The organism is Pseudomonas sp. Irchel s3f19 (genome assembly GCF_900187555.1).
GTDB classification, from domain to species: Bacteria; Pseudomonadota; Gammaproteobacteria; order Pseudomonadales; family Pseudomonadaceae; genus Aquipseudomonas; species Aquipseudomonas capeferrum.
In genome coordinates this window covers 1-19721 of record NZ_FYDW01000007.1, presented here as the reverse complement: position 1 = coordinate 19721, position 19721 = coordinate 1, and the positions used below count along the sequence as shown (strand labels likewise).

General features: G+C 62.4%; 26 protein-coding genes. All 26 read right to left on the bottom strand.

Annotated elements, in window-relative coordinates:
• Entirely contained in the window at positions 1-726 is a 726-nt protein-coding gene (fliP, locus tag CKW22_RS17395) for a flagellar type III secretion system pore protein FliP (RefSeq protein WP_095064509.1), read from the bottom strand.
• A gap of 47 nt (positions 727-773) precedes the next feature.
• The gene (locus CKW22_RS17390; protein WP_256577310.1) at positions 774-1115 is read right to left on the bottom strand and encodes a flagellar biosynthetic protein FliO; all 342 of its coding nucleotides are present in this window, start codon (positions 1113-1115) and stop codon (positions 774-776) included.
• Positions 1112-1417, bottom strand: coding sequence for a FliM/FliN family flagellar motor switch protein (locus CKW22_RS17385; RefSeq protein ID WP_095064508.1), 306 nt, complete (start codon positions 1415-1417; stop codon positions 1112-1114). The genes CKW22_RS17390 and CKW22_RS17385 overlap by 4 nt, the downstream gene beginning before the upstream one ends.
• A 19-nt stretch (positions 1418-1436) precedes the next feature.
• Positions 1437-2183: a hypothetical protein gene (locus CKW22_RS17380; RefSeq protein ID WP_143500747.1), complete on the bottom strand. Its 747-nt coding sequence runs from the start codon at positions 2181-2183 to the stop codon at positions 1437-1439.
• A 3-nt stretch (positions 2184-2186) separates the two neighbouring features.
• Positions 2187-3371, bottom strand: coding sequence for a flagellar hook-basal body complex protein (locus CKW22_RS17375; RefSeq protein ID WP_095064506.1), 1185 nt, complete (start codon positions 3369-3371; stop codon positions 2187-2189).
• A 9-nt stretch (positions 3372-3380) separates the two neighbouring features.
• Positions 3381-3797, bottom strand: coding sequence for a flagellar hook assembly protein FlgD (locus tag CKW22_RS17370; RefSeq protein ID WP_095064505.1), 417 nt, complete (start codon positions 3795-3797; stop codon positions 3381-3383).
• Position 3798: 1 nt separating this feature from the next.
• Positions 3799-4566: a hypothetical protein gene (locus CKW22_RS17365; protein WP_095064504.1), complete on the bottom strand. Its 768-nt coding sequence runs from the start codon at positions 4564-4566 to the stop codon at positions 3799-3801.
• The gene (locus tag CKW22_RS17360) at positions 4556-5017 is read right to left on the bottom strand and encodes a hypothetical protein (RefSeq protein WP_095064503.1); all 462 of its coding nucleotides are present in this window, start codon (positions 5015-5017) and stop codon (positions 4556-4558) included. The genes CKW22_RS17365 and CKW22_RS17360 overlap by 11 nt, the downstream gene beginning before the upstream one ends.
• Positions 5007-6353, bottom strand: coding sequence for a FliI/YscN family ATPase (locus tag CKW22_RS17355; RefSeq protein ID WP_256577309.1), 1347 nt, complete (start codon positions 6351-6353; stop codon positions 5007-5009). The genes CKW22_RS17360 and CKW22_RS17355 overlap by 11 nt, the downstream gene beginning before the upstream one ends.
• Complete coding sequence (locus CKW22_RS17350; RefSeq protein WP_095064502.1) at positions 6337-7050, bottom strand: FliH/SctL family protein; 714 nt, start codon at positions 7048-7050, stop codon at positions 6337-6339. Before CKW22_RS17350 ends, CKW22_RS17355 begins: the two co-directional genes overlap by 17 nt.
• The gene (locus CKW22_RS17345) at positions 7043-7492 is read right to left on the bottom strand and encodes a hypothetical protein (protein WP_095064501.1); all 450 of its coding nucleotides are present in this window, start codon (positions 7490-7492) and stop codon (positions 7043-7045) included. Before CKW22_RS17345 ends, CKW22_RS17350 begins: the two co-directional genes overlap by 8 nt.
• Positions 7493-7495: 3 nt before the next feature.
• Positions 7496-8881 (bottom strand): flagellar basal-body MS-ring/collar protein FliF, encoded by a 1386-nt coding sequence (fliF, locus tag CKW22_RS17340; RefSeq protein ID WP_095064500.1) that lies wholly within the window; start codon positions 8879-8881, stop codon positions 7496-7498.
• A gap of 3 nt (positions 8882-8884) precedes the next feature.
• Entirely contained in the window at positions 8885-9190 is a 306-nt protein-coding gene (gene fliE, locus CKW22_RS17335) for a flagellar hook-basal body complex protein FliE (RefSeq protein WP_095064499.1), read from the bottom strand.
• 1 nt (position 9191) lies between these two features.
• Positions 9192-9587: a flagellar basal body rod protein FlgC gene (locus CKW22_RS17330; RefSeq protein WP_095064498.1), complete on the bottom strand. Its 396-nt coding sequence runs from the start codon at positions 9585-9587 to the stop codon at positions 9192-9194.
• 2 nt (positions 9588-9589) lie between these two features.
• Positions 9590-9967 (bottom strand): flagellar biosynthesis protein FlgB, encoded by a 378-nt coding sequence (locus CKW22_RS17325; protein ID WP_095064497.1) that lies wholly within the window; start codon positions 9965-9967, stop codon positions 9590-9592.
• Positions 9968-9976: 9 nt separating this feature from the next.
• Positions 9977-11065: a flagellar basal body P-ring protein FlgI gene (locus CKW22_RS17320; protein WP_256577308.1), complete on the bottom strand. Its 1089-nt coding sequence runs from the start codon at positions 11063-11065 to the stop codon at positions 9977-9979.
• Positions 11066-11073: 8 nt separating this feature from the next.
• Positions 11074-11652: a flagellar basal body L-ring protein FlgH gene (locus CKW22_RS17315; protein ID WP_095064495.1), complete on the bottom strand. Its 579-nt coding sequence runs from the start codon at positions 11650-11652 to the stop codon at positions 11074-11076.
• Positions 11639-12319, bottom strand: coding sequence for a flagellar basal body P-ring formation chaperone FlgA (gene flgA, locus CKW22_RS17310; protein ID WP_256577307.1), 681 nt, complete (start codon positions 12317-12319; stop codon positions 11639-11641). The genes CKW22_RS17315 and flgA overlap by 14 nt, the downstream gene beginning before the upstream one ends.
• 3 nt (positions 12320-12322) lie before the next feature.
• On the bottom strand, positions 12323-13096 hold the full coding sequence (locus tag CKW22_RS17305; RefSeq protein ID WP_095064494.1) for a flagellar hook-basal body protein: 774 nt from the start codon (positions 13094-13096) through the stop codon (positions 12323-12325).
• 10 nt (positions 13097-13106) lie between these two features.
• Positions 13107-13817, bottom strand: a complete 711-nt coding sequence (locus tag CKW22_RS17300) for a flagellar hook-basal body protein (protein ID WP_095064493.1) — start codon at positions 13815-13817, stop codon at positions 13107-13109.
• Positions 13817-15901 (bottom strand): flagellar biosynthesis protein FlhA, encoded by a 2085-nt coding sequence (locus CKW22_RS17295; RefSeq protein ID WP_095064492.1) that lies wholly within the window; start codon positions 15899-15901, stop codon positions 13817-13819. Before CKW22_RS17295 ends, CKW22_RS17300 begins: the two co-directional genes overlap by 1 nt.
• Positions 15898-16977: a flagellar biosynthesis protein FlhB gene (locus tag CKW22_RS17290; RefSeq protein ID WP_095064491.1), complete on the bottom strand. Its 1080-nt coding sequence runs from the start codon at positions 16975-16977 to the stop codon at positions 15898-15900. The genes CKW22_RS17295 and CKW22_RS17290 overlap by 4 nt, the downstream gene beginning before the upstream one ends.
• Positions 16974-17717: a flagellar biosynthetic protein FliR gene (locus tag CKW22_RS17285; RefSeq protein WP_095064490.1), complete on the bottom strand. Its 744-nt coding sequence runs from the start codon at positions 17715-17717 to the stop codon at positions 16974-16976. Before CKW22_RS17285 ends, CKW22_RS17290 begins: the two co-directional genes overlap by 4 nt.
• 37 nt (positions 17718-17754) lie before the next feature.
• Entirely contained in the window at positions 17755-18018 is a 264-nt protein-coding gene (locus tag CKW22_RS17280; RefSeq protein WP_095064489.1) for a flagellar biosynthetic protein FliQ, read from the bottom strand.
• Between the two features lie 544 nt (positions 18019-18562).
• Positions 18563-19024, bottom strand: coding sequence for a type II toxin-antitoxin system YhaV family toxin (locus CKW22_RS17275; protein WP_095064488.1), 462 nt, complete (start codon positions 19022-19024; stop codon positions 18563-18565).
• A complete protein-coding gene (locus tag CKW22_RS17270) occupies positions 19024-19341 on the bottom strand; it encodes a type II toxin-antitoxin system PrlF family antitoxin (RefSeq protein WP_095064487.1) in 318 nt (105 codons plus the stop codon). Before CKW22_RS17270 ends, CKW22_RS17275 begins: the two co-directional genes overlap by 1 nt.
• Between the last annotated feature and the right edge of the window lie 380 nt (positions 19342-19721).

The following is a 19721-nucleotide window of genomic DNA, read 5'->3' as shown; positions in this document are numbered from 1 at the left end:
TCACACCACGCTGCGCACGAGCGTCTGGGTTATCAGGCCCCAGCCATCGATCAGCAGAAACAGCATGATCTTCAGCGGCAGCGAAAGCGTGATCGGCGGCACCATGATCATGCCGAGCGACATCAGGATCGAGGAGACGATCAGATCGATGATCAGAAACGGCAGGAAGATCATGAAGCCGATCTGGAAGGCAATCTTCAGTTCACTAAGCATAAACGCCGGCACTAAGTGCACCGGCGTGAGTTCATCCACCGTGGCCGGCAGCGGTGCCTTGGCCAGTTCGTGAATCAGGCGCAAGTCGGATTCGTGGGTCTGGCGCACCATGAAGTCGCGGACCGGAACCCAGCCTTTCACGGCGGCCTGCTCAAGGGTGGCCTGCTGCTCGAGAAATGGCTTGACCCCGGCCTGGTAGGTGCTCTCCAGCGTCGGTGCCATGACGAACAGGGTAAGGAACAGGGCCAGCACGATCAGCACGATGTTCGGCGGCGTTTGTTGCAAGCCGAGGGCGTGGCGCACCAGGGACAGCACCACGATGTTCCGGGTGAAGGTAGTCAGGGCGATCATGCCAAAGGGCAACAGCGAGAGTAGCGTGAGCATGGAGAACACGCTGACAGGCGAGCCCAGGGACGACGCAGCGAAGCTGTCCCAGGGGGCGTTGACGCCAGCAGCCATGGACGGACCGGAAACGAGGCAGAGCAGGGCAATCAGTTGGGGGCGGCTGAACATGACGAATCGCTGGTTGGTGGGTGATCGGGAAGAGGCATGGCAGGCACTCAGTCAGCAAGCGTCGCCGGCGCCGGGCCGGACAGGCGGGTCACCGTCGCGCCGGTCGGCGTTTCGGTAATCAGAACTTGTTCGTTGGCGGTCTTGACCAGGAATACCCGGGTGCGCGGCGACAGGCGCAGGTTGGCAATGCAGTGCAGCCCCGCCTGTTCGTTGCGCGCGCCGATGCCCACGTTGCCGCGCCGGCTGTACCAGCGCAGCACCACGTAGGCCACCGCCAGCAGCAGGGCGGTGATGGCCAGGGTCTTGATGATCAGCATCAGCGAGATGGGGTCGTCGTAACGCAGCGGCAATGGCGGTGGCGCTGCGAGTTGGTCGGTCACTGTGCTCACAGGATTTCCGTCAGTTGCAGGCCGAAGTTGTCGTCCACCGCCACCAGGTTGCCGCGGGCTACGGCTTTGCCATCGAGGCTCAGCCGCGCCGGCTCGTTGACCTGCTGCAGCAGCTTGACGATATCGCCGGCCTTCAACGCGAACAGCTCGTCGACGGTCATTTCTGCCGTGCCCAGCTCAACGCTGAGCTCTACACGAACGTGCTTGATCAGGCCCAGATCGCGCTTGATGAGCGGTGCAAGGGCGCTGTTGTTGACGGGCTGGGGTTCTTCCAGCTCGATGGCATCGATAACGGTGGTCATGTTGGTTTTCTCCGCGAATTCAGGGAATCAGTTGCAGCGCCAGGCATTCCTGGCGGCGAGCCAGGTAACCGGTCGCCAGGGGGGCGCCCTGTGTGCTACTCAAGGTCAGGGGTTGATCGAGGCGGGCGTGCGCAAGTAGCACATCACCAGGGTTCAGGTCGTTGATATCGCCCAAAGCCAGCCCTGCCAGGGGCAAAGCCAGGTTCAGGCGGATCTTTGCACCGCCGATAGCGTCCTTGCGCGGCGTCAGTGCGGCAGGCTTTGCCAGGGCCGGTAGCGCCGGCTCCAGCAGCGCGGCGTCCACCAGACAAAGCAGTGCTGCATCGGCGAGTTCGATCTGCAACCAGAGACGGGAGCCGAGGACTGCGCCGGGCGCATCGGGAGCTTGATCGTCCAGTTGCTCGACCGGCGCCTGGCCGAGGCCCTGGAACAGGGTGTTGACCAAGGCCAGGCGCGCCTGTGCAAGTACATGGCGGGCACTGGCGTCGTCAGGCACTTTGCCGGCCTGGGTGGCGAATACTGCGCGTTTCCAGCTATCGGCCCGCAGACCTGCTATGTAAAGCGCGCCATGGGCACCTTGTGCTCGCTGCCAGGCCAGGTCGGCAGCCTGTTCATGGTTGGCCAGTGCCTGTTCGGCGTGGCACTGGATATGCCAGCGCTCACCGCCATAGAAGCACCATTGCCCACGCCACTGTTCGACCTGCTCTGGCAACACCTGGCGCGCCATGGCTAGGCGGCTGGTGCCCAGAAAACCTAGTAATCTCATGTTTCAGCCTCCGCGGGTGCCGTTGTAGAGCTGTTCGATCATTTCATTGGAGACGGTCATCACCCGCGAACTGGCCTGGTAGCCCCGCTGGATGATCAGGATGTCGCCGAATTCCTGGGCCAGGTCGACGTTGGACAGCTCCAGGTAACCGCCCTGGATGCGCCCCAAGCGGCCTTCGGTGGCGCGGCCGAATTGCGGATGCATGTAGTCTGGGCTGCGGTACAGGGCGTTTTCCCCGGCAACAAGTGCTGCGCTGTCGTCGAAGTCGGCAAGCACCAGCTGGCTGCCGTCGCGCTTTTCGCCGCTGGCATAGGTCAGCTTCATCACACCTTTTTCATCGAACGCATAATTGCTCAGGCCGGACACTGCGCTGCCGTCCACCACCCTGGCGGTGAGGGTATGGCTTGCCCCGCTGGCGACCTGGGAAGCCAGGTTGTAGCTGCCCGGCGTACCAAAATCGAGAACGATGGCCTGGCTGCCACCGTTGCTGGGTAGCGGTACCGTCAGGGTGTTGAAGCCGACTGCGGGGCTGCCATCGATGCCGAAGGCAATGCTGCCGCTGGTCAGCAGCGTGCCCTGGGCATCGCTGACATCTACCTGCCAGCTGTTGCCGGAGACCGAGGTGGCTTGCGGGGTGAACTTGAGGGTCAGCTTCTGGCCAGAGCCAGAAGCGTCATAGACCACGATATCCTTGATCTGGTGGGTCGGCTCGGTGCTACCGCTGCGGGCCAGCGTGCCGATCATCTCGACTTTGGTGGTAGCTGTTGGCGGCAGGGCCCGATGCGCGTTGATATTGATGTCGCCACGCTTGCCCGAGGCATCCACACCCTGCACGCGGAACTGGCTGACGGAGTCCACCAGATAGCCGTCTTTATCGATCTGGAACTGCCCGGCGCGACTATAGAAAAGCTGCTGGTTGCTGTCGTGCAGGACGAAGTAGCCGGCACCGGTGATCGCAGCATTGGTGTCGTTGCCGGTTTGTCGGGTGTCACCCGCCTTGGTCCGCACCTGCGTGCCGGTGATGCCAGCGCCCAAACCCTGACCGTCCTGGCCGTTGACGCTGCGAAAGAAGGTATCGCTGCCGCGATAGGCCGGGGTATTCATGTTGGACACGTTATTGGACACGTTGTCCAGGCCCTTGGAGAACGCCAGTAGCCCGCTCAGGCCATTGAAGAATGCTTGCAGCATCATGCCTCCTTAGATTCGCACCAGTTTGACCTGGGCCATGCGTACGTCCGGCAGCACGTTGCCGTTGCCGTCCTTGATGCTCAGCACCGGGCCGGATAGCGAAAAAGCAATCGACGTCACCGCGCCAATTACCGATTCGCCGGACTCGGTAGTTACCTCCACCTGCCGCCCGAGCAGGCCGATGGATTGCGCGGTAGCGTTCAGGGTTACCAGGTTCTCGGTGTTCTCGTTGGTGACCCGGGTCTGTTCGAGGTTCGCGAACTGCGCCATTTGCGCCAGGAACTCACGGTTGTTGATCGGCTCAAGCGGGTCCTGGAAAGTCAGTTCGGTGAGGAACAGCTTGATGAAGTCCTCCTGGCCCAGGCGGCTCTGGCTCAGCTCGGAGGTAGTGGAATTCAGGGCATTGCCAATTGCGTCGATGGCCATTTCAGGCATCTCCTTGCAGGCGTGAATGAGGTTGCCGTTGCCACACAGAGTGACCGTTGATCCAGATCCGTTGCGTGTCGGCGCCACTGCTAGGCAAGCGCCGCAGCAGTTCGCCAAGCAGCGTGGCCTGTTCCTCGGCGTTCAGGTGATGGTCACGGATCAGCAGCTCCACCCCATCGCCTCGGGGCAGCAGCAAGTAGTTGCGTTGTGGCCAGCGGGCGTTGTGCCAGGCGCCGAAGCCTTCGTTGAGGCGGGCCAGGGTTTGTTCGCCAGAGCCCGTATCGGGTATGACCGGCGCCCTCACAGCCTGGTAGTGGGTTGGCGCTGCGGCAGTAACGGACGTGGGTGCAAGCGTCGTTGATAACAGCTGCTGCGTGTCGGCGGCGTTCGCCGTGGCGACAGAGCCATTGGCCCGGTAGGCCGCCTCGACGCTGGCCAGCAACCCGGCAGGTACATGGGACAGCCGTGTGCCGGCCTGCAGGCCGAGGGTATAAAGTTCAAGGCCGGCTGCGGGGTCGACCCTGACCGGCGCAGACTTGAACCCAGGTATGTTCGCATCTGGCTGTTGTCCCTCCAGAAACGCCTGATTCCCCAGTGGCGCTTCGTTCTGGTCTGCAGGTTGGTGTCCTGCATCACCCTGGCGCGGCGTGGACTGCTGGTTCAGACCCAGGCGCTGCTTGAAGTCGCTGGTTGTCGAAGTCGACGTTGTGGCTGTCGCAGTCGTATTCTGTGCCTGGCTCCACAGCGATACCGAAACCTTAAAGTCCATGGGGCTGCTTCCGTGGTAGCCAACTGTCGAAGATATCCAGCCTCTCGCGTTGCTCGGTGTGCTGGCGCAGGGCAGTGGCCAAGCGCTCGAAGGCCTTGGTGGCGACATCCTCCGCAACCTTGGCCGCGAGCAGGTCGGCCAGCGCCTGTTCCTGCGCGGCCAAGGCCTCGGCCGTGGCGTGGCGCCAGTCATCAATGTGCAGTTGCCCCGCCTGTTGTGCCAGCAGGCGCTGTTCGTGTTGTGCCGGGTCCAGCAACGCGCCGGCACACTGCCGCTCGCCTAGGCGGGCAAGGGTGGCGCGCTGCTGTCGTAACGCCAGTTCGAGCAGGCGTTGCGACTGGACCAGGGCTTTGCGACTGTGTTCATGGATCCGTTCGGCCTGCTCGCAGCGAATTTGCCGAAGGCGCAGGACGCCACGCAACTGGCGCAGATCATGGGCGTTAGCCGGCATGGGCAGTTTCCCGGTTCAGTTGCTGGGCCAGTCGGTAGAGGGTCTGCCAGGTTTTCTCCACCGCGCTGTGCTCGTCCAGGGACTGGGCAAGCAGGGCATCGAGGTCGGGTTTCAGTTCGATCATCAGGTCTATCAGTCGCTGGCTGCCCTTTTCATAAGCGCCCAGTTCAATCAGCGTTTCGCTGTTGCGGTACACGCCCATGGCACTGCGCACCCGCTCTATCGCCTGTTTCTGTTGCTTGCCGTGCAAGGTGCCGGCCAGGCGGCTTATGCTGTTCAGTACATCGACCGCTGGCCATTGACCGCGCGCGGCAATGCTTCGGTCAAGGACGATATGGCCGTCGAGAATGGCGCGCATATGGTCAGCCACCGGTTCATTCATGTCGTCCCCCTCCACCAGCACGGTGTAGACCCCGGTAATCGAGCCCTGGCCGCGCAGGTTGCCGGCACGCTCCATCAGCGGTGGTAGCAAAGCAAGCACCGACGGCGGATAACCACGGCTGCCCATGGGTTCGCCGGTGGCCAGGCCTATTTCCCTTTGCGCCAGGGCGAAGCGGGTCACCGAGTCCATGATCAGCAGCACCTGCTTGCCTTGGGCCCGGAACCATTCTGCGATCGTGGTAGCGGTATAGGCGGCCTGGCGTCGCAGTACCGCCGGCTGTTCGGCGGCAGCTGCGATGACCACGGCTTTCTTCAAGCCTTGCGCGCCGAGGCTGTCGCGGATGAAGTCGCCCACCTCACGACCGCGCTCTCCGATCAGGGCGATCACGATCACCTCGGCTTCGGTGTGCTTGCTCATCATCCCCAGCAGGGTACTCTTGCCCACACCGCTGCCGGCGAAAATGCCCATACGCTGGCCACGGCCAAGCGGCATGAACAGGTCCACCGCTTTCACCCCGGTAACCAGCGGCTGGTCGATGGGCGTGCGGTGCAGTGGATTGATCGGTGTAACCAGGCGCGGCACGGCTTGCAGGTCCTTCGGCAGCGGCATGTCGTCGAGGGGCTGGCAGGTCGCGTCCAGTACCCGACCGAGCAGGCCTGCGCCCACCGGTATGCTCCAGGCCTGGCCACGGGCCAGGACCTTGCTGTCCAGGCTCAGGCCTTCCACAGGCCCGAAGGTCATCAACAAGGCATGTGCGTCGTGCAGACCGACTACTTCTGCAGCCAGCGCCTCGCCACCATGAGCGGGGTGGATATCCACTAGTTCGCCCAGGCGCACGTCCAGCCCCGAGGCTTCCAGGACCATGCCGCGAATAGCGCTGAGGCGGCCGCTGCGCCGGCACGGGCGGGCGCCGGCCAGGCGTGCCATCAGGCGTTGTTCAACCAACTGCCACACGGTCGTCTCCCAGCAGCGCCTGGCGCAGCGCGGTCATCTGTGTGTCGAGCCCTGCATCCAGGTGGCCCAGGGCATGTTCGATGAGGCAAGCCCCTACGTTGGCGGCAGGGTCGACCTGGTAGGCTGATAGCGTGTGTTCATCATCGAGCAAGCTGCGCAGGCGAGCGTGATCGGCGCTGCTGACGCGGATGCGTAGCGGCGCTTTCAGGCGGTACTCCTCGATGGCGTGGGTGGCAAGGGCCGCCACCAGCGTCGTGCTGTGCGCCTGCTGACCGAGCAAGCGGGTCGCCACGCTCAGGCCCAGGCGCGCGACCACTGGCTCCATGGCCTGCAGCAAGGTTTCCCGCTGCTGTTCCAGGGCACGGGTCAGCTCAGCCACCTGTCGGCGTTGCTGCTCCAGGGACTTGTCCAGGGCGGCCTGCTTGTCCTGCCATTCGCGGCTCAGGCGCTGCTGGCTCTGCGAGAGGGCTTTGGCACTTTCTTCGCGGGCTACCGCCAGGCCGCGTTCGCGGGCCTGTTCTTCCAGTTGCGCGAGTTCGGCGGCAAACGCCTGGCGCAGGCCATCGAGGGTTTGCTCGCGGTTCTGTACCTGCGCCTGGGCCGGCGTCGCTGATTGCGGGCCAGGCAGCCGACGACCACCGCTACGTTGGTCAGGTTGGCGCAGGACGGAGCCGATTCGAGGTTGCTGCTCAGTCATGGGCACGCTCCTCGGGTTGCAAAAGCAGGCTGACGCAGCGAGCCAAAGCGGGGGGCACTGTTTGCGCAGCAAAAGCCGTATCCCACCGGCGCACGGCCGCGCTTTCGGGCAGGGCCTCGAGCAACTCGTTGCGCATGTCCCTGTCTTGCAGTTGCAGGGCCAGAGCAGCCCATAGCGGGTGTTCAGCGCGTGCCAGAACCGTTGCCCAGACGTGGTTTGCGCTGTCCGGCACAGGCCGTGTCACGCCCTGGCTGGCTATCTCGGTCATCACCGCATTGACCACCGACGGATCGCTGGCCAGGCCCAGTGTTTCGATTTCCTGCAACAGTTCGTTGAGCCGTAGGGCGTCGTCGTCATCGAGCTGAGCAAGGATCCAGGCGCGGTCTTCGGCATGGACGCATGCCAAGCGGATTGCCAGTTTGCGTAAGGGAGATGGATTCATGGCTTAACGAACCTCTGCCAGCCAGCGGCGCAGATCCACCAGCAACTGTTCCCGCTCCACAGAAGTCAGTCGCGGCTGCGCAGCCGCCAGAGGGCGGCGGGCGCGCTTGCGCACGCTCAGCCATAGGCTAAGCAGAATCACGGAAAGCAGGCCGGCAGCGGCCGAGACGGCCCAGCGCAACCAGGGCGTTTGCGCTTCTGGGGTGGCAACCGGTTCGCTGTTGGCCACGATGGCAGTGGGTGCCTGCTGCGCAGGTGTGACTGTGGCGGGCGCTGCAGTGGCTGCCGGGGAACGCGGCAGATAGGCAATCACCAACTGATCGCCGCGCGTCGTGTCCAGGCCCAGGGTTGCCTGCAGCAAGTTGCGCATTTCCTTCAAACCGGCCTCGGGCTGCGGCGCGGCCAGCACCACACCGACGCTGATGCGCTCGATGCCGCCGGCGGCGTGCTCGATCTCCGCGCGCTCTTTGCCCACCATGAAGTCACTTTCTCGGGTGCTCTGGCGCCGCTTGCTGTCGCTGCTACCGCTGGCGCTTTCAGTGGATGTGACTTCCCGCGAGCGTTGCAGCGCATCGCTGCCGCCGCCTACGGGCAGCTCGCGCACCGATTTGACCCGGTCGAAGTTCAGTTGCACACGCACAGAAACTTCGGCAGCGTTGTACCCCAGGGACCGGGTGAGCAAGGTTTGCGCCTTGCTCCGTAGGTCCTGTTCGACCTGGGCGGTCATGCGCAGGTGCTCCGGTTGTGCGGCACTGCCGTCGGCACTGCTGAGCAGCAGGCCGTTCTCATTCAGCACCACGACGCGCTCGGCACTCATGCCTTCCACCGCCGAGGCCACCAGTTGCTGGATGCCGCGCACGCGCTGGTTGTCGAGCACTGCGTCGGGCTGCAACCGCAACACCACCGAGGCCTTGGCCGGTTCTTCCGCCTGACGGTACAGGCCGCTTTTCTTGAAGGTCAGGTGGACCCGGGCATGCTGCACTTCGGCAGTACCCATCATGGTCCGCGCCAGCTCTCCTTCCAGCGCACGTTGATAGTTGATCTTCTGGCTGAACTCGGACATGCCGTAGTCGGCCTGGTCGAACAACTCGAAACCCGTGCTGCCACGTCCTGGCACGCCGGCATCGGCCAGGTGCATTCGGGCGGCGGCGACGGTGTCTTCGGGAACTTCGATCACCCCTTGGCGGATGCGATAGGGCAGCTGCCATTGCCCGAGGGTGGCGAGGATTGCTGCCTGGTTGGCTTCGCCGGCGTCCTTGTACAACGCCGCCCAGGTTGGCCGAGTCAGCCACCATAGCGCTGAGCCGAACAGGACGATAATGATCACCAGGCCGGTGAAGAACAGCCCGGAACGGCCGGTGAACAGAGAAGACGGGGTGGTATTTTCCATGATTCAGATCTGCAGCCGGGTCAATTCCTGGTAGGCGTCCACCAGGCGGTTTCGTACTTCCACGGCCAGTTGCAGGGACAGCTTCGCCTGCTCCATGGCCATGACCAGTTCATGCGGGGAAACGTTCTCGCCAACGGCATAGGCCGAGAGCAGCTCGCTGGCCTGACCGGTCTGTTCGCCAAGGGTGGTGGCGCCAGACTTGAGCAAGCGGGTGAAATCACTGGCGGCGCTTTGCGCAGTGGCTTCCAGCGGCATCACGGATTCCTTGGCTTGCGGCAGCCACTCGATGGGGTTGATCGCACTGGTCATGTCACTTTCCGATCTCGAAGGCTTTCAGGTTCATTGCCCGCAGCGTGTTGTAGGCACGGATATTGGCTTCATAGGCACGGGTTGCGGAAACCAGCGTGGCCATTTCCAGCGCGGGTTCCAGGCGCGGGTAATGGACCATGCCGTCGCGGTCGGCCAGGGGGTGGGTGGGGTCGTGCTCGACCCGCGTATCATTGCCCCGCTGGGCCTGCACGTTGGCTGCGCCGATACCGATCTGTTCGGCGAATGGCGCCGGCGCTGCGACCCGTAGCAGCGGCGAGCCCTCGCCAGGACGTATGGCCACGTTAGCAATTGCCAGGTTGTAGCTGGCTACTTCGGCGCGGGTGCGCTCGTAGGCAAGGCTGGCGCGAATCACTTCGCTGACGTTGTCCAGCGGCATGGTCAGCGCCCTCCCTTGATTGCCAGCTGCATCAGGCCGAACTGGCGCGACACGCCTTCCGCCAGGGCTTGAAAGCGGCCGCTGGCGGCCGACATTTCCGCTACTTCGCCGTCCAGCGTGAGCGCAGAAGGGCTGGCACTGTCGTGTAGATAAACATCCAGGTCCTGGCGGGCCAGAGCATGAAGATTCTGCACAAACAGGCTGCCGTCATGCTGGCTGCCGCGTGCGGCGGCCAGGGCCCCGGCGACATCCACACGCATGGCCGTGGCGCCGGGCACATTGGCCATGGCGATGTTGTGCGCCGCTACCCGGGCGCGCAGTTGTTCGAGATTCATGGCGAGACGCACGGCGTCCACCGCCAGGCCCATGTCTGCAGACATCTGGACTCCTTATTGAATGATCAGATCGGCATGCAACGCGCCGGCCTGCTTGATGGCTTGCAACACGGTGATGATTTCGCGGGTGCTCAACCTGATCCGGTTCAGCGCCTGGACCAGGTCGCCGACCTTGGCGCCTTCGGCCAGTTGTACCGGCGGATACTGCTCTTCATGGACATCGATTTCGGTATCCGGTACCACCACGGTGCTGACGTTTGCGCCCGGTCGGATTAGCGCCACTGGCTGTGATACCTGGTACTTGGTGCTGATCATCACGTTCAGGTTGCCCTGGGAAATGTTCACCTCGCCGATGCGCACATTGGCCCCGGCGACTACCGTGCCGGTGCGCTCGTTGACCACCACACGGGCTGCGTAGTCCGGGTTGACCGAGAGGTTCTCGAACTGCGAGATCAGGCGTGGCACGGCGGTCCCGGGCAATACCGGGATTTCCACCCTGGCCGCATGGACCACCCGCACGCCGGGCAGCCCGCCTTGCACGGTGAGTGTGTCGGCAATGCGCTGGGCGGTGGTGTAGTCCGGGTCGTTGAGAATCAGCACCAGGTTGCGTGGTGCGCGGTCTTGCTCATTGAATACCGAGCGTTCGATGCTTGCTCCACGGGGGATGCGGCCAACCGTGGGGTGGTTTTTCTGCACCGAGTTGGCATTTGCCTCGAAGGCGAAACCGCCAACCGAAACCGGGCCCTGGGCCAAGGCGTAGAGCTTTTCGTCCGGGCCATACAGCGGGGTCATCAGCAGCGTGCCACCGAGCAGGCTGCGCGAGTCGCCCAGGGACGAGACCGCAACATCGATCTTGTCGCCGGTCTCGGCGAACGAGCGCAGTGTGCCGGTGATCATCACCGCCGCCGTGTTGCGGGCGTTCAGGTCGCTGTCGGCGACATTCACGTTGAAGTTCTTCAAGGTATTGACCAACGCCTGACGGGTCGCCCGGTTGCGCTCACTGTCACCGCTGCCCGCCAGGCCTACCACCAGGCCGTAGCCAATCACCGAGTAGTCGCGCACGCCCTGGATGCGCGTCAGTTCCTTGATGCGTACCTCAGCCAGGGCGGGTAGGCACAGGAACACTGCGGCCAAAATTGCCATTAGCGATTTCATAGAATGCGCAACCACTTCATGATTCGGAACACGATGTTCTGTTTCTGCGAATCGGCCACCACGCCATCGCCGAGGATGTCGATCTGTGCATCCGCAAGGCGATAGGAAAGGACCGTGTTGTTGTAATTGATGTCATCCGGGCGGACCAGGCCGCTGATGCGGATCTGCTGCTTCTCGTCGTTGACGGTGACCAGTTGCTCGCCGCTGACGCGCAGCAACCCTTCAGGCAGCGTGTCGATGATGCGTACCGAGACATTGGCACGCACCTGACCGCTGCGGCTGGTTTGGCCAACGCCGTTGGTGTCGCCCTGCAGGCCGAGGGACGCTTTGCTCGAATGGCTGTTGACTCCGGCCTTGCCGGAAATGCTGGTCGAGCTGTCGGCACCCGTACCGGCGGCACTTTGCGCATTGGTCGACTCCATCACCAGCACGGTGAGCATTTCTCCGATATGGTGGCCGCGGCGGTCACCGGTCAGGGCCCGGTAGCTGTCCGGGTTGACCAGACTCTGGCCCTCGGCCAGCAGCGGCAGGCACAGCCATGCCAGGCCGCAAACTGCCTTTTTAATGTTCCACATGTACTTCACCCTTTGCGCTGACCACCGCCATCATGCTCGACTCGGCGCCGTCAACCAGCACCGGTACCCGCTCACCGAACTGGCCCTGGCGCATGACTTTTCCCTGGGTCTGCAAACGCAGGCCTGGCCCCTGTACCACCACGTTGACCACGGCGTTGCGCTGAACCAGCGGCTCAGGCTGGAGGTGGCGCTTGAGTACTGGCGCGCCGGCGCGGGTAGCCTGATTCAGCCAGAGCCCGTCGATTTGTTGCGCCAGGTCGAGAGGCTGCAACTGCAGCGCTGCAACGTCGATGCGCGCGCGGCGTGGCTGGGCGTCAGCCAGTGCCCGCTCGGCGTGCCCGTCGCGGCCATACACCCAAGCTTCACGCCAGGCCCGGGCTTTGAACCATAAAGTCTGGGTCTGGCTCGGGCCGCCCGTGCAGGGCACGCCCTCAAGCTCCACTGCCAGGCGACTGCGCAGGCTTGGCCCAAGCAGCCGCACGCGGGGCGCCGCCAACGTCGGCAGTGCACCAATCGGCGTCAATTCCAGCTGTGCGCTGTCCAGCGCCAGGCCCGCACGGACCTGCACATCGATGCGTACCAGCAGACGCTGTTGGTCGTCTGTATCGCAAGCCAGGGCGGGCGCGCTGAGGAGTAGCGCAAGCAGGGCAGATCGGCGCAGTTCCATTGTTCAGCGCCGCAGGTTGTTGATGGTTTCGAGGATCTGGTCGCTGGCCTGCAGCAGCCGTGCGTTCATCTGGTAGGCACGTTGGGCCAGGACCAGGCTGGACATCTCGTCGATCAGGTTGACGTTGGACATTTCCACATAGCCCTGCAGCAGCGAGCCCAGGCCGTCGCGGCCGGGTTCCGCGTACAGCGCCTCGCCGCTGGCGGCTGTGGGGCGGTAAAGGCCATCACTGAGCTTGGCCAGGTTGTTGGCGCTGGCGAAGCGCACCAGTTGCAGTTGGCCGATGGTGATGACTTCACCGGTCTCGGTGAGGGTCGCCTGGACCTGCCCGGCCTGGTCGATCACCAACTTGCTTGCGTCAGGTGGCACGCGCAGGTCGGAGGTCAACACCTGGCCACTGGTCAGGGCAAGCTGGCCGTTGCTGTCGAGGTGGAACCGCCCGGCGCGGGTATAGGCCATCTCGCCAGTGGGTAGGGCTACTTCGAAAAAGCCGTCACCCTGGATTGCCAGGTCCAGCTCGTTGCCGCTCTGGCGCAGTGTGCCGAGGCTGAACACCTGGGTCGTCGGGGCCGCCTGGATACCGGCACCTGCGGTGAGGATTTCGCTGGTCGCGCCCGTTTCGTCACGGGTTGCGACTTCACGCACGCGGTCGTGGAACTCTACCTGGCTGCGCTTGTAGCCAAGGGTCTGCATATTGGCGACGTTGTTGGAAATAGTGTCGATCCAGTTCTGGTTCGCCGTCAGGCCGGAGCTGGCGATGCTCAATGCGTCGATCATGTCGTGCTTCTCAATCCTTTCCCAATTGGTTGATGCCGGTATCGAGCAGGCCGTCGTACACCGAGAGTGCGCGCTGCATGCTTTCCACATGGCGGGTGACTTCCATGATTTTCACCATGTCATTGCCCAGGGCCACATTGGAGCGTTCCTGCACGCCTTGATGAACCACGTAATCCTGTGCCGGGGCCATGCGGCCGGTGTATTGGTAGAGGCCGGCACCGACGGCGGTCAGCCGTGTCGGGTCGCTGATCCGCACCAGGTTCAGGCGAGCCACGGGCTGCTCGTCGAGAAGCACCTCGCCACGGCTGTCGACCTTGAGTACACCGGTGTCCACCTGCAACGGGCCACTGTCGCCAAGTACGCGCAGGCCGCTGGCGTTGACCAGATAGCCGCTGTTGTCGACATGAAAACGCCCGTCGCGAGTCAGCAGGGTGCCTTGGCCATCCTGCAAAGCGAACCAGGCCTCGCCTGTCAGGGCCAGGTCGGTAGCGGTGCCTGTCTGTTGCAGGGCACCCCCTTGCAGGTCGAAGCTGGTGCGGCTTGCAATGCTTTCCAGGCCTTGGCTGGCACCCGTGGGCGTACTCACCGGGGCTAGCACATTGAAGCTGTGGCTGGCGCGATAGCCCGGGGTATTGGCGTTGGCGACGTTCTGCGAGACCGCGTTCAGGCTATCGATGTCGCGCTGGATAACGCCGGCCAGTTGCATGATCAGATCGCTCATCAGCTCTCCTGACGGGGGAAGTTCGGTAAATCGATCATGCCCGCCGAGACCACCCGGGCATGCTGACCAACCTCATTGACAGACAGCACGGCCAGGTGCGGAACTGCACGGGCCATGAAGGCACGCAGCACGCGCCGCAGCGGCGCTGCGCAGAGCAGCACCGGCTGCTTGTTGGTACTGAGCTGGCGCTCGGCTTCGCGTGCCATGTTGCCGACGAACTGCTCCAGCTCCCTTCCCGGTAACAGGGCGCCCGGCAGGCCGTCTCGGGGGCGGGTGGCGGCCAGCATGTAGCCTTCAAGTTGCGGGGCCAGGGTTAGCACGTTGAGTTCGCCATTCTTGTCCAGTAAGCGCTCGTACAGTGCAGCGCCCAAGCGTTCGCGGACCTTCTCGGCGAGGTCCTCGGCGTTTTTCTGGGTACGGCCGGTGTCCACCAGCACCTCGAGAATGGTTTCCAGGTTGCGGATCGGTACTTGCTCGCGCAACAGCAGTTGAAGTACACGTTGCACATCCGAATAGCTGAGGACCTGTGGAATCAACTCGTCTACCAAACTGCCCAGGGCATCGCGTTTCTTCTCTACCAAGCGCTCGGTTTCGGCGCGGGTGAGGAAGTCCGGGGCGTAGCGCCGGGCGAGTTCCGACAGGTGCGTGAGCAGCACGGTGTCCGGTTCCACCAGGGTATGCCCGGCAACACGTGCCTGGTTGCGTTGAGCCGGGTCAATCCACAAGGCGGCAAGGCCGTAGGTGGGTTCGCGGGTGAGGCGACCTTCGAGGGCCAGGGTTGCATTGCCAGGATTGATTGCCAGCAGCTTGTCGAAGGCCAGCTCGCCGTTGGCGATGACCGCACCCTGAACACAAACCTGGTAGGTGCCGGGGCCGAGCTTTTTTTCCACATGCACGTGCAGTTGCGGCAGGGCAAAGCCATAGTCGCGGGCAAACTGCTTGCGAAGGTTGTCTATACGCAGGCTCAAGGTGCTGCTGACCGACAACACATTACTGGCAAGGTCCGCACTTAGGCGCAACTCGAAAGGCTGGCTGCTCATCAGGGCATAGATGTCCTCCGTCTCGCTGCCCTGGGCCTGGTCGACCACGCTACTGCCCTCGCTGTCATGCTCGCCCACCGTGGGGCGCTTCCTGCGCCAGGCGAACCAGGCGGCTGCAGAAAACACCAGGCACAGCAGCAACAGCGGCAGTATCGGCAGGCCCGGCATCATCATCAGGAGCAGGGTGACCAACGCCACGACCAGCAGGATCTTCGGATAGGCTGAAACCTGGCGGCCCAGTTCCTGGCCAAGGCGCGCGTCGGTGGCGGCGCGGGTAATGATGATGCCTGCGCCGACCGCAATGATCAGCGAAGGGATTTGGGTGACGATGCCGTCTCCAACGGTCAGCAGGGTGTAGTGATGAAGAGCATCGCCCCAGCTCATGGACTTTTGCAGCAAACCCACGGAGAGGCCGCCGACGATGTTGATGGCGATGATGATGATCCCCGCCACAGCGTCGCCTTTGACGAATTTCGAAGCGCCGTCCATCGCGCCGTAGAAGTTCGATTCGCGCTCCAGCTGGCTGCGGCGCTTCTTCGCTTCGTCTTGATCGATCAGCCCCATGTTGAGGTCGGCGTCGATACTCATCTGCTTGCCAGGCAGCGAGTCCAGGGTAAAACGTGCGGCCACTTCGGCGACCCGTTGTGCACCGCTGGTGACCACTACGTATTGCACCACCACCAGGATCAGGAATACCACGAAGCCGATCACATAGTTGCCACCCACCACATGACGGCCTATGGCGCTGATCACCTGGCCGGCATCTCCGTCGGTGAGGATGAGCCGGGTAGCGGCGATGTTCAGCGACAGGCGGAACAGCGTTGTCATCAACAGCAGCGATGGGAAGGTGGAGAAACTCAGCGGCTTGTCGGTGTCGAACGTCACCAGCAGCACCAGCAGGGCGATGGCGAAGTTGGTCAGCAGCAGCAGGTCGAGCAGCACCGTGGGTATCGGGGTGAACAGCACCAGAAGAATGCCGATCACGGCGATTGCCAGCAGCAGATCGCTGCCTTCATTCATGAATCGGGACCAGATCGCTTTCATGGGGTCATGACCTTGTTGCCGGGCACGGAAATGATCCACCGGTATACCCGGGCCACTTCGTTTTGCGTGATATCAGGAATGGCTGCATCGAGTTGGGCCAGGGCGTGCAGGCTACGGGCCAGGCCTGGGCGGCGCAGCACCGGCACCTGGTGCTTGCGTGCCAGGCCGCGGATACGCAGGGCCAGAAGGCCGCGGCCCATGGCTACCACCACCGGTGCGCGCATGCTCGCCGGGCGGTATTGCAAGGCGACGGCGTAGTGGGTCGGGTTGGTGATGATCACATCAGCGTCTTTGACCTTGCCCAGCGCGGCGGTTTTCTGCAGTAGCTCCTGCTGGGACTGACGTCGGCGCGAGCGCACTTCCGGGTCACCCTCGCGGCGGCGATGCTCATCCTTGACCTCGCGACGGCTCATGCGCATCTGCCGGGCGAAGTCCCGACGCGAGTACCAGATATCGAACAGCATCGCTGCCGCCATCACCATCAGTACGGCGAAGCCCACTTGCATCAATAGCCCATGCATGGCCGGGGGCAGCGCGAGCGGGGCGAGGGTAGCGAGGTCGAGCAGTTCTCGTAGCAAGCCCAGGAACAGGTAGTACAGTGCCAGCGAAAACAGCACGCCTTTGGCCAAGACCTTGAGCAGCTCTACCAGCATGCGCCGGCTGAACATGCGCTTGAGCCCCTGGACCGGGTGCAGGCGCTTGAAGTCGGGTTTGATCGGGGTGAGGGAGAATACCGGACCGTTGAAGATCAGGTTGGTCAGTATCGCCACCAGCACAAGCGCACCGAGCAGGGGCATCAGCGCATCAAGCAAATGGCGCAGGCTGTGGCTGCCCTGGGCGGACACGTTGCCCCAGTCTTGGCCGAGGCTGGCGGCGTTGCCCAGCCACCAGTGGCTGTGGGTGGCGATAACGCCACAGAGCTCGCGGACGGTGGCTGAAATTACGAACAGGAAGCTCAGCAGCATCATGAACGAAAGCAGTTCCGGGCTGCGCGCGACTTGGCCTTTCTTACGTGCCTCATCAAGCTTGAAAGGCGTGGCCTGTTCGCTTTTTTCCTGCTGGTCGCCGCCGCTCATGCGCTGGCCCCCGGGACGTAAGCGAAGTGCAGAGCCTGCTCGAGCAACCGCGGAAGGCGCTGGACGAGCAACGGCAGGGTCAGCAATACCAGGAACATGCCCATGCCAAGCTTCACCGGAAGAGCCAGGAAGTACACGTTGGCTTGAGGCATGGAGCGCGACAGGAAGGCGAACGCAGCATCGATCAACCACAGCCCGACAATAATCGGGCTGACCAGCAGAAAGGCGAGTAGGAGCTGGCGCGTCAGAATGCCAGCCAGCGAGATATCAAGCAGCCCCACCGATACCGAACCGGGTGGCACCGTTGCGAGCAGCGCACTGAACACCCGCAGCAGGTCATGGTGCAGGTCGAGGCTGACGAACAATACCGCCAAGGTGAGGGTCAGCAGTTCCGAGACCATGCCGCTCAAGCCTGTTGTGCCTGGGTCGAAAACCCCGGCGGCATTCAGGCCGACCTGGGTGTCGATCAGCTTGCCGGCCATGTCCAGCGCAGCATGGGCGGCATGGAGGGCAAAGGCCATGACTGTACCAAGCAGCAGTTCGCCGGCCAGCACAAGTACGGTGACTCGTGGCGCCGATGCTGCCGGTATTGCACTGGCGATCACTGTTGCCAGGGCGAGGCTCAGCAGCACCCGGACGGTCAAAGGGATGCGTGTGAAAAACAGGATGGGCGAAGCCACCATCAGCGGCAGCAGGCGCACGGACAGCAGTAAAGCATTGACGAAAAAGGAGCTCGACACGATATAGCAACGTCCGTATTGCGAAGGAAGGCGAGGGCTAGAGACTGGCGGCGCGGGTGATGACGCTCAGGGCGAATTGCCTGAGCAAGCTCAGCATCCAGCCACCGAAAACCAGCAGCATCACCACGCTCACGATTAACTTCGGGACGAAGGTCAGGGTCATTTCCTGGATCTGCGTAGCGACCTGGAGAATGCTAATCAGCAAGCCAACGATCAGCACCGCCAGCAGCAATGGCGCGGCCACCATGGCGGCGGTTAGCAGCGCCTCCCTGAGCGCCTGTAAAACGAGGTCTTGCGTCATTGCTAACCTTGACACGGCCGTTGGCCGCAAGCGGAGTGCGGCTGAGACTACAGCCTGTTATAGCATAATGCCATTATTTGCGGGCGGCATGATATAGATGTTTGGGGTAGTTACGCAAGGGGGTAGCTTTAATTTGGTGCAGCGCGCTTTGGGTGGCCAGTGGTTTTTGGTAGCCTTAGTCTCCGTAGTGACGGACAACCCACGTATAAGTGTCTTCAGCCTTAAAATATTGGCCGATGGTATTGGGGCGGATCTGAAGGTGAATCCGGTCATATCTAAAGACGCGAAGAACACCACAATCAGCATTCGATGTGATTGTGTCCGTCTGATTTGAGGGGAGAGTATTTCTGGACTCGATGTGCGATTCAAAGACTCTCAGGGTCCCCAAAAAAATTTGGCCATTCATATAAGTCAGATGGTTATGAATGGGGAATTGGTTTCCACCAGATGTACCCATTTTTACAGCAGCTACGAGTGGATTACAGTGGATACACCGGGGGCGGGGCTGGCGCGAAACGTGCAATCCCTCACCCACTTGCGCCATTTATGCTTTGGGCTCGTCCCAGTCGCTACGCGTTGCAGCAGTCAGCGCACCCCAGTCATCAGGAGGGTTGCCGCAGCCCAGCATCTTCTCGAATACGGCGTAGGGATCGGATTTGCTGCCTGCGGACCTTAGCGTATTTTCGTCGTTGACCCATGCATAGACGATGACCTTGGACCTTGAGTCGTAGCGAAAGAACAGCCGAAAGCACCTGCCGATTTTTGCACGGCGCCAATGTCGGTACGCGGTGCCCAGCGTATTCCCTTGGCGGAACTCATCACGGCCCGGATCGGCAGGCACAGCCTCCATGATCAGATGGCTCAATGCCCGAAGCAGCTTGACGTTGGCGTTGCTTTCAAAACCTTGCGGGTCGTTCTGCTCGGCCCGGGCGGCGGCTTCTTGCAATTTGCGTAGCTGTAAAGTCACACCTTCATGGAACAACAGTGTCCAGCCATGTCGCAGCATCAGATCGCGACCTCACCATCGATATCTTCGTCCAGGTTTACGGAGTGGTTTGCGTTGGCGAGCATGGTTTGCGCCAAGTCTTCCGGCAGAGTGGTGAGGTTGCGGCCGCCTCGGATATCAGCCTCCAGCAAACCCAGGAACGCACCGATGGCAGGGTCTTCGTGGGTGGTTTCTACGCGGCTGACCACGATTTCACCTCCGCGTACGTCGAATGCAATCTTGCCACCAGTGTCAATGCCCAAAAGCTGGCGAACGGATTTGGGCAGTGTGATCTGCCCCTTCGAGGTCAATGTGGCGATTTCGTGGATGGCAGGCATGAGCGTTCTCCCGGATGTATTGGTTGAAGGGTAAGGAAAAATCCTTACATGGTCAATCTTGGTTTTCTGCTGATCAAGCAAAGGTGTGGAGGACGCTCAATAGCGCCGCGAGATGAGTTACACAACTTCCAGAGACACGATCCCTTGCACGCTTGACGGATCGAGGATCACTATCAGCGAGTGTTGCTTTGTCTAGTGTGGTGTTTCACAAATACCGCTGAAAATCTGAGCTAGGCTCTGTAGAAGCCAACTCTCCAAGGGCATCGACATGGGCCGACCAGCAACCGTCATTACCCTTTCCGAAACTGAAAAGTCGGAACTGCTACGCCGGATCAAACTTCGCAAAGGCGCTCAGGATGCCCGCCTGCGCGCAGAGATAA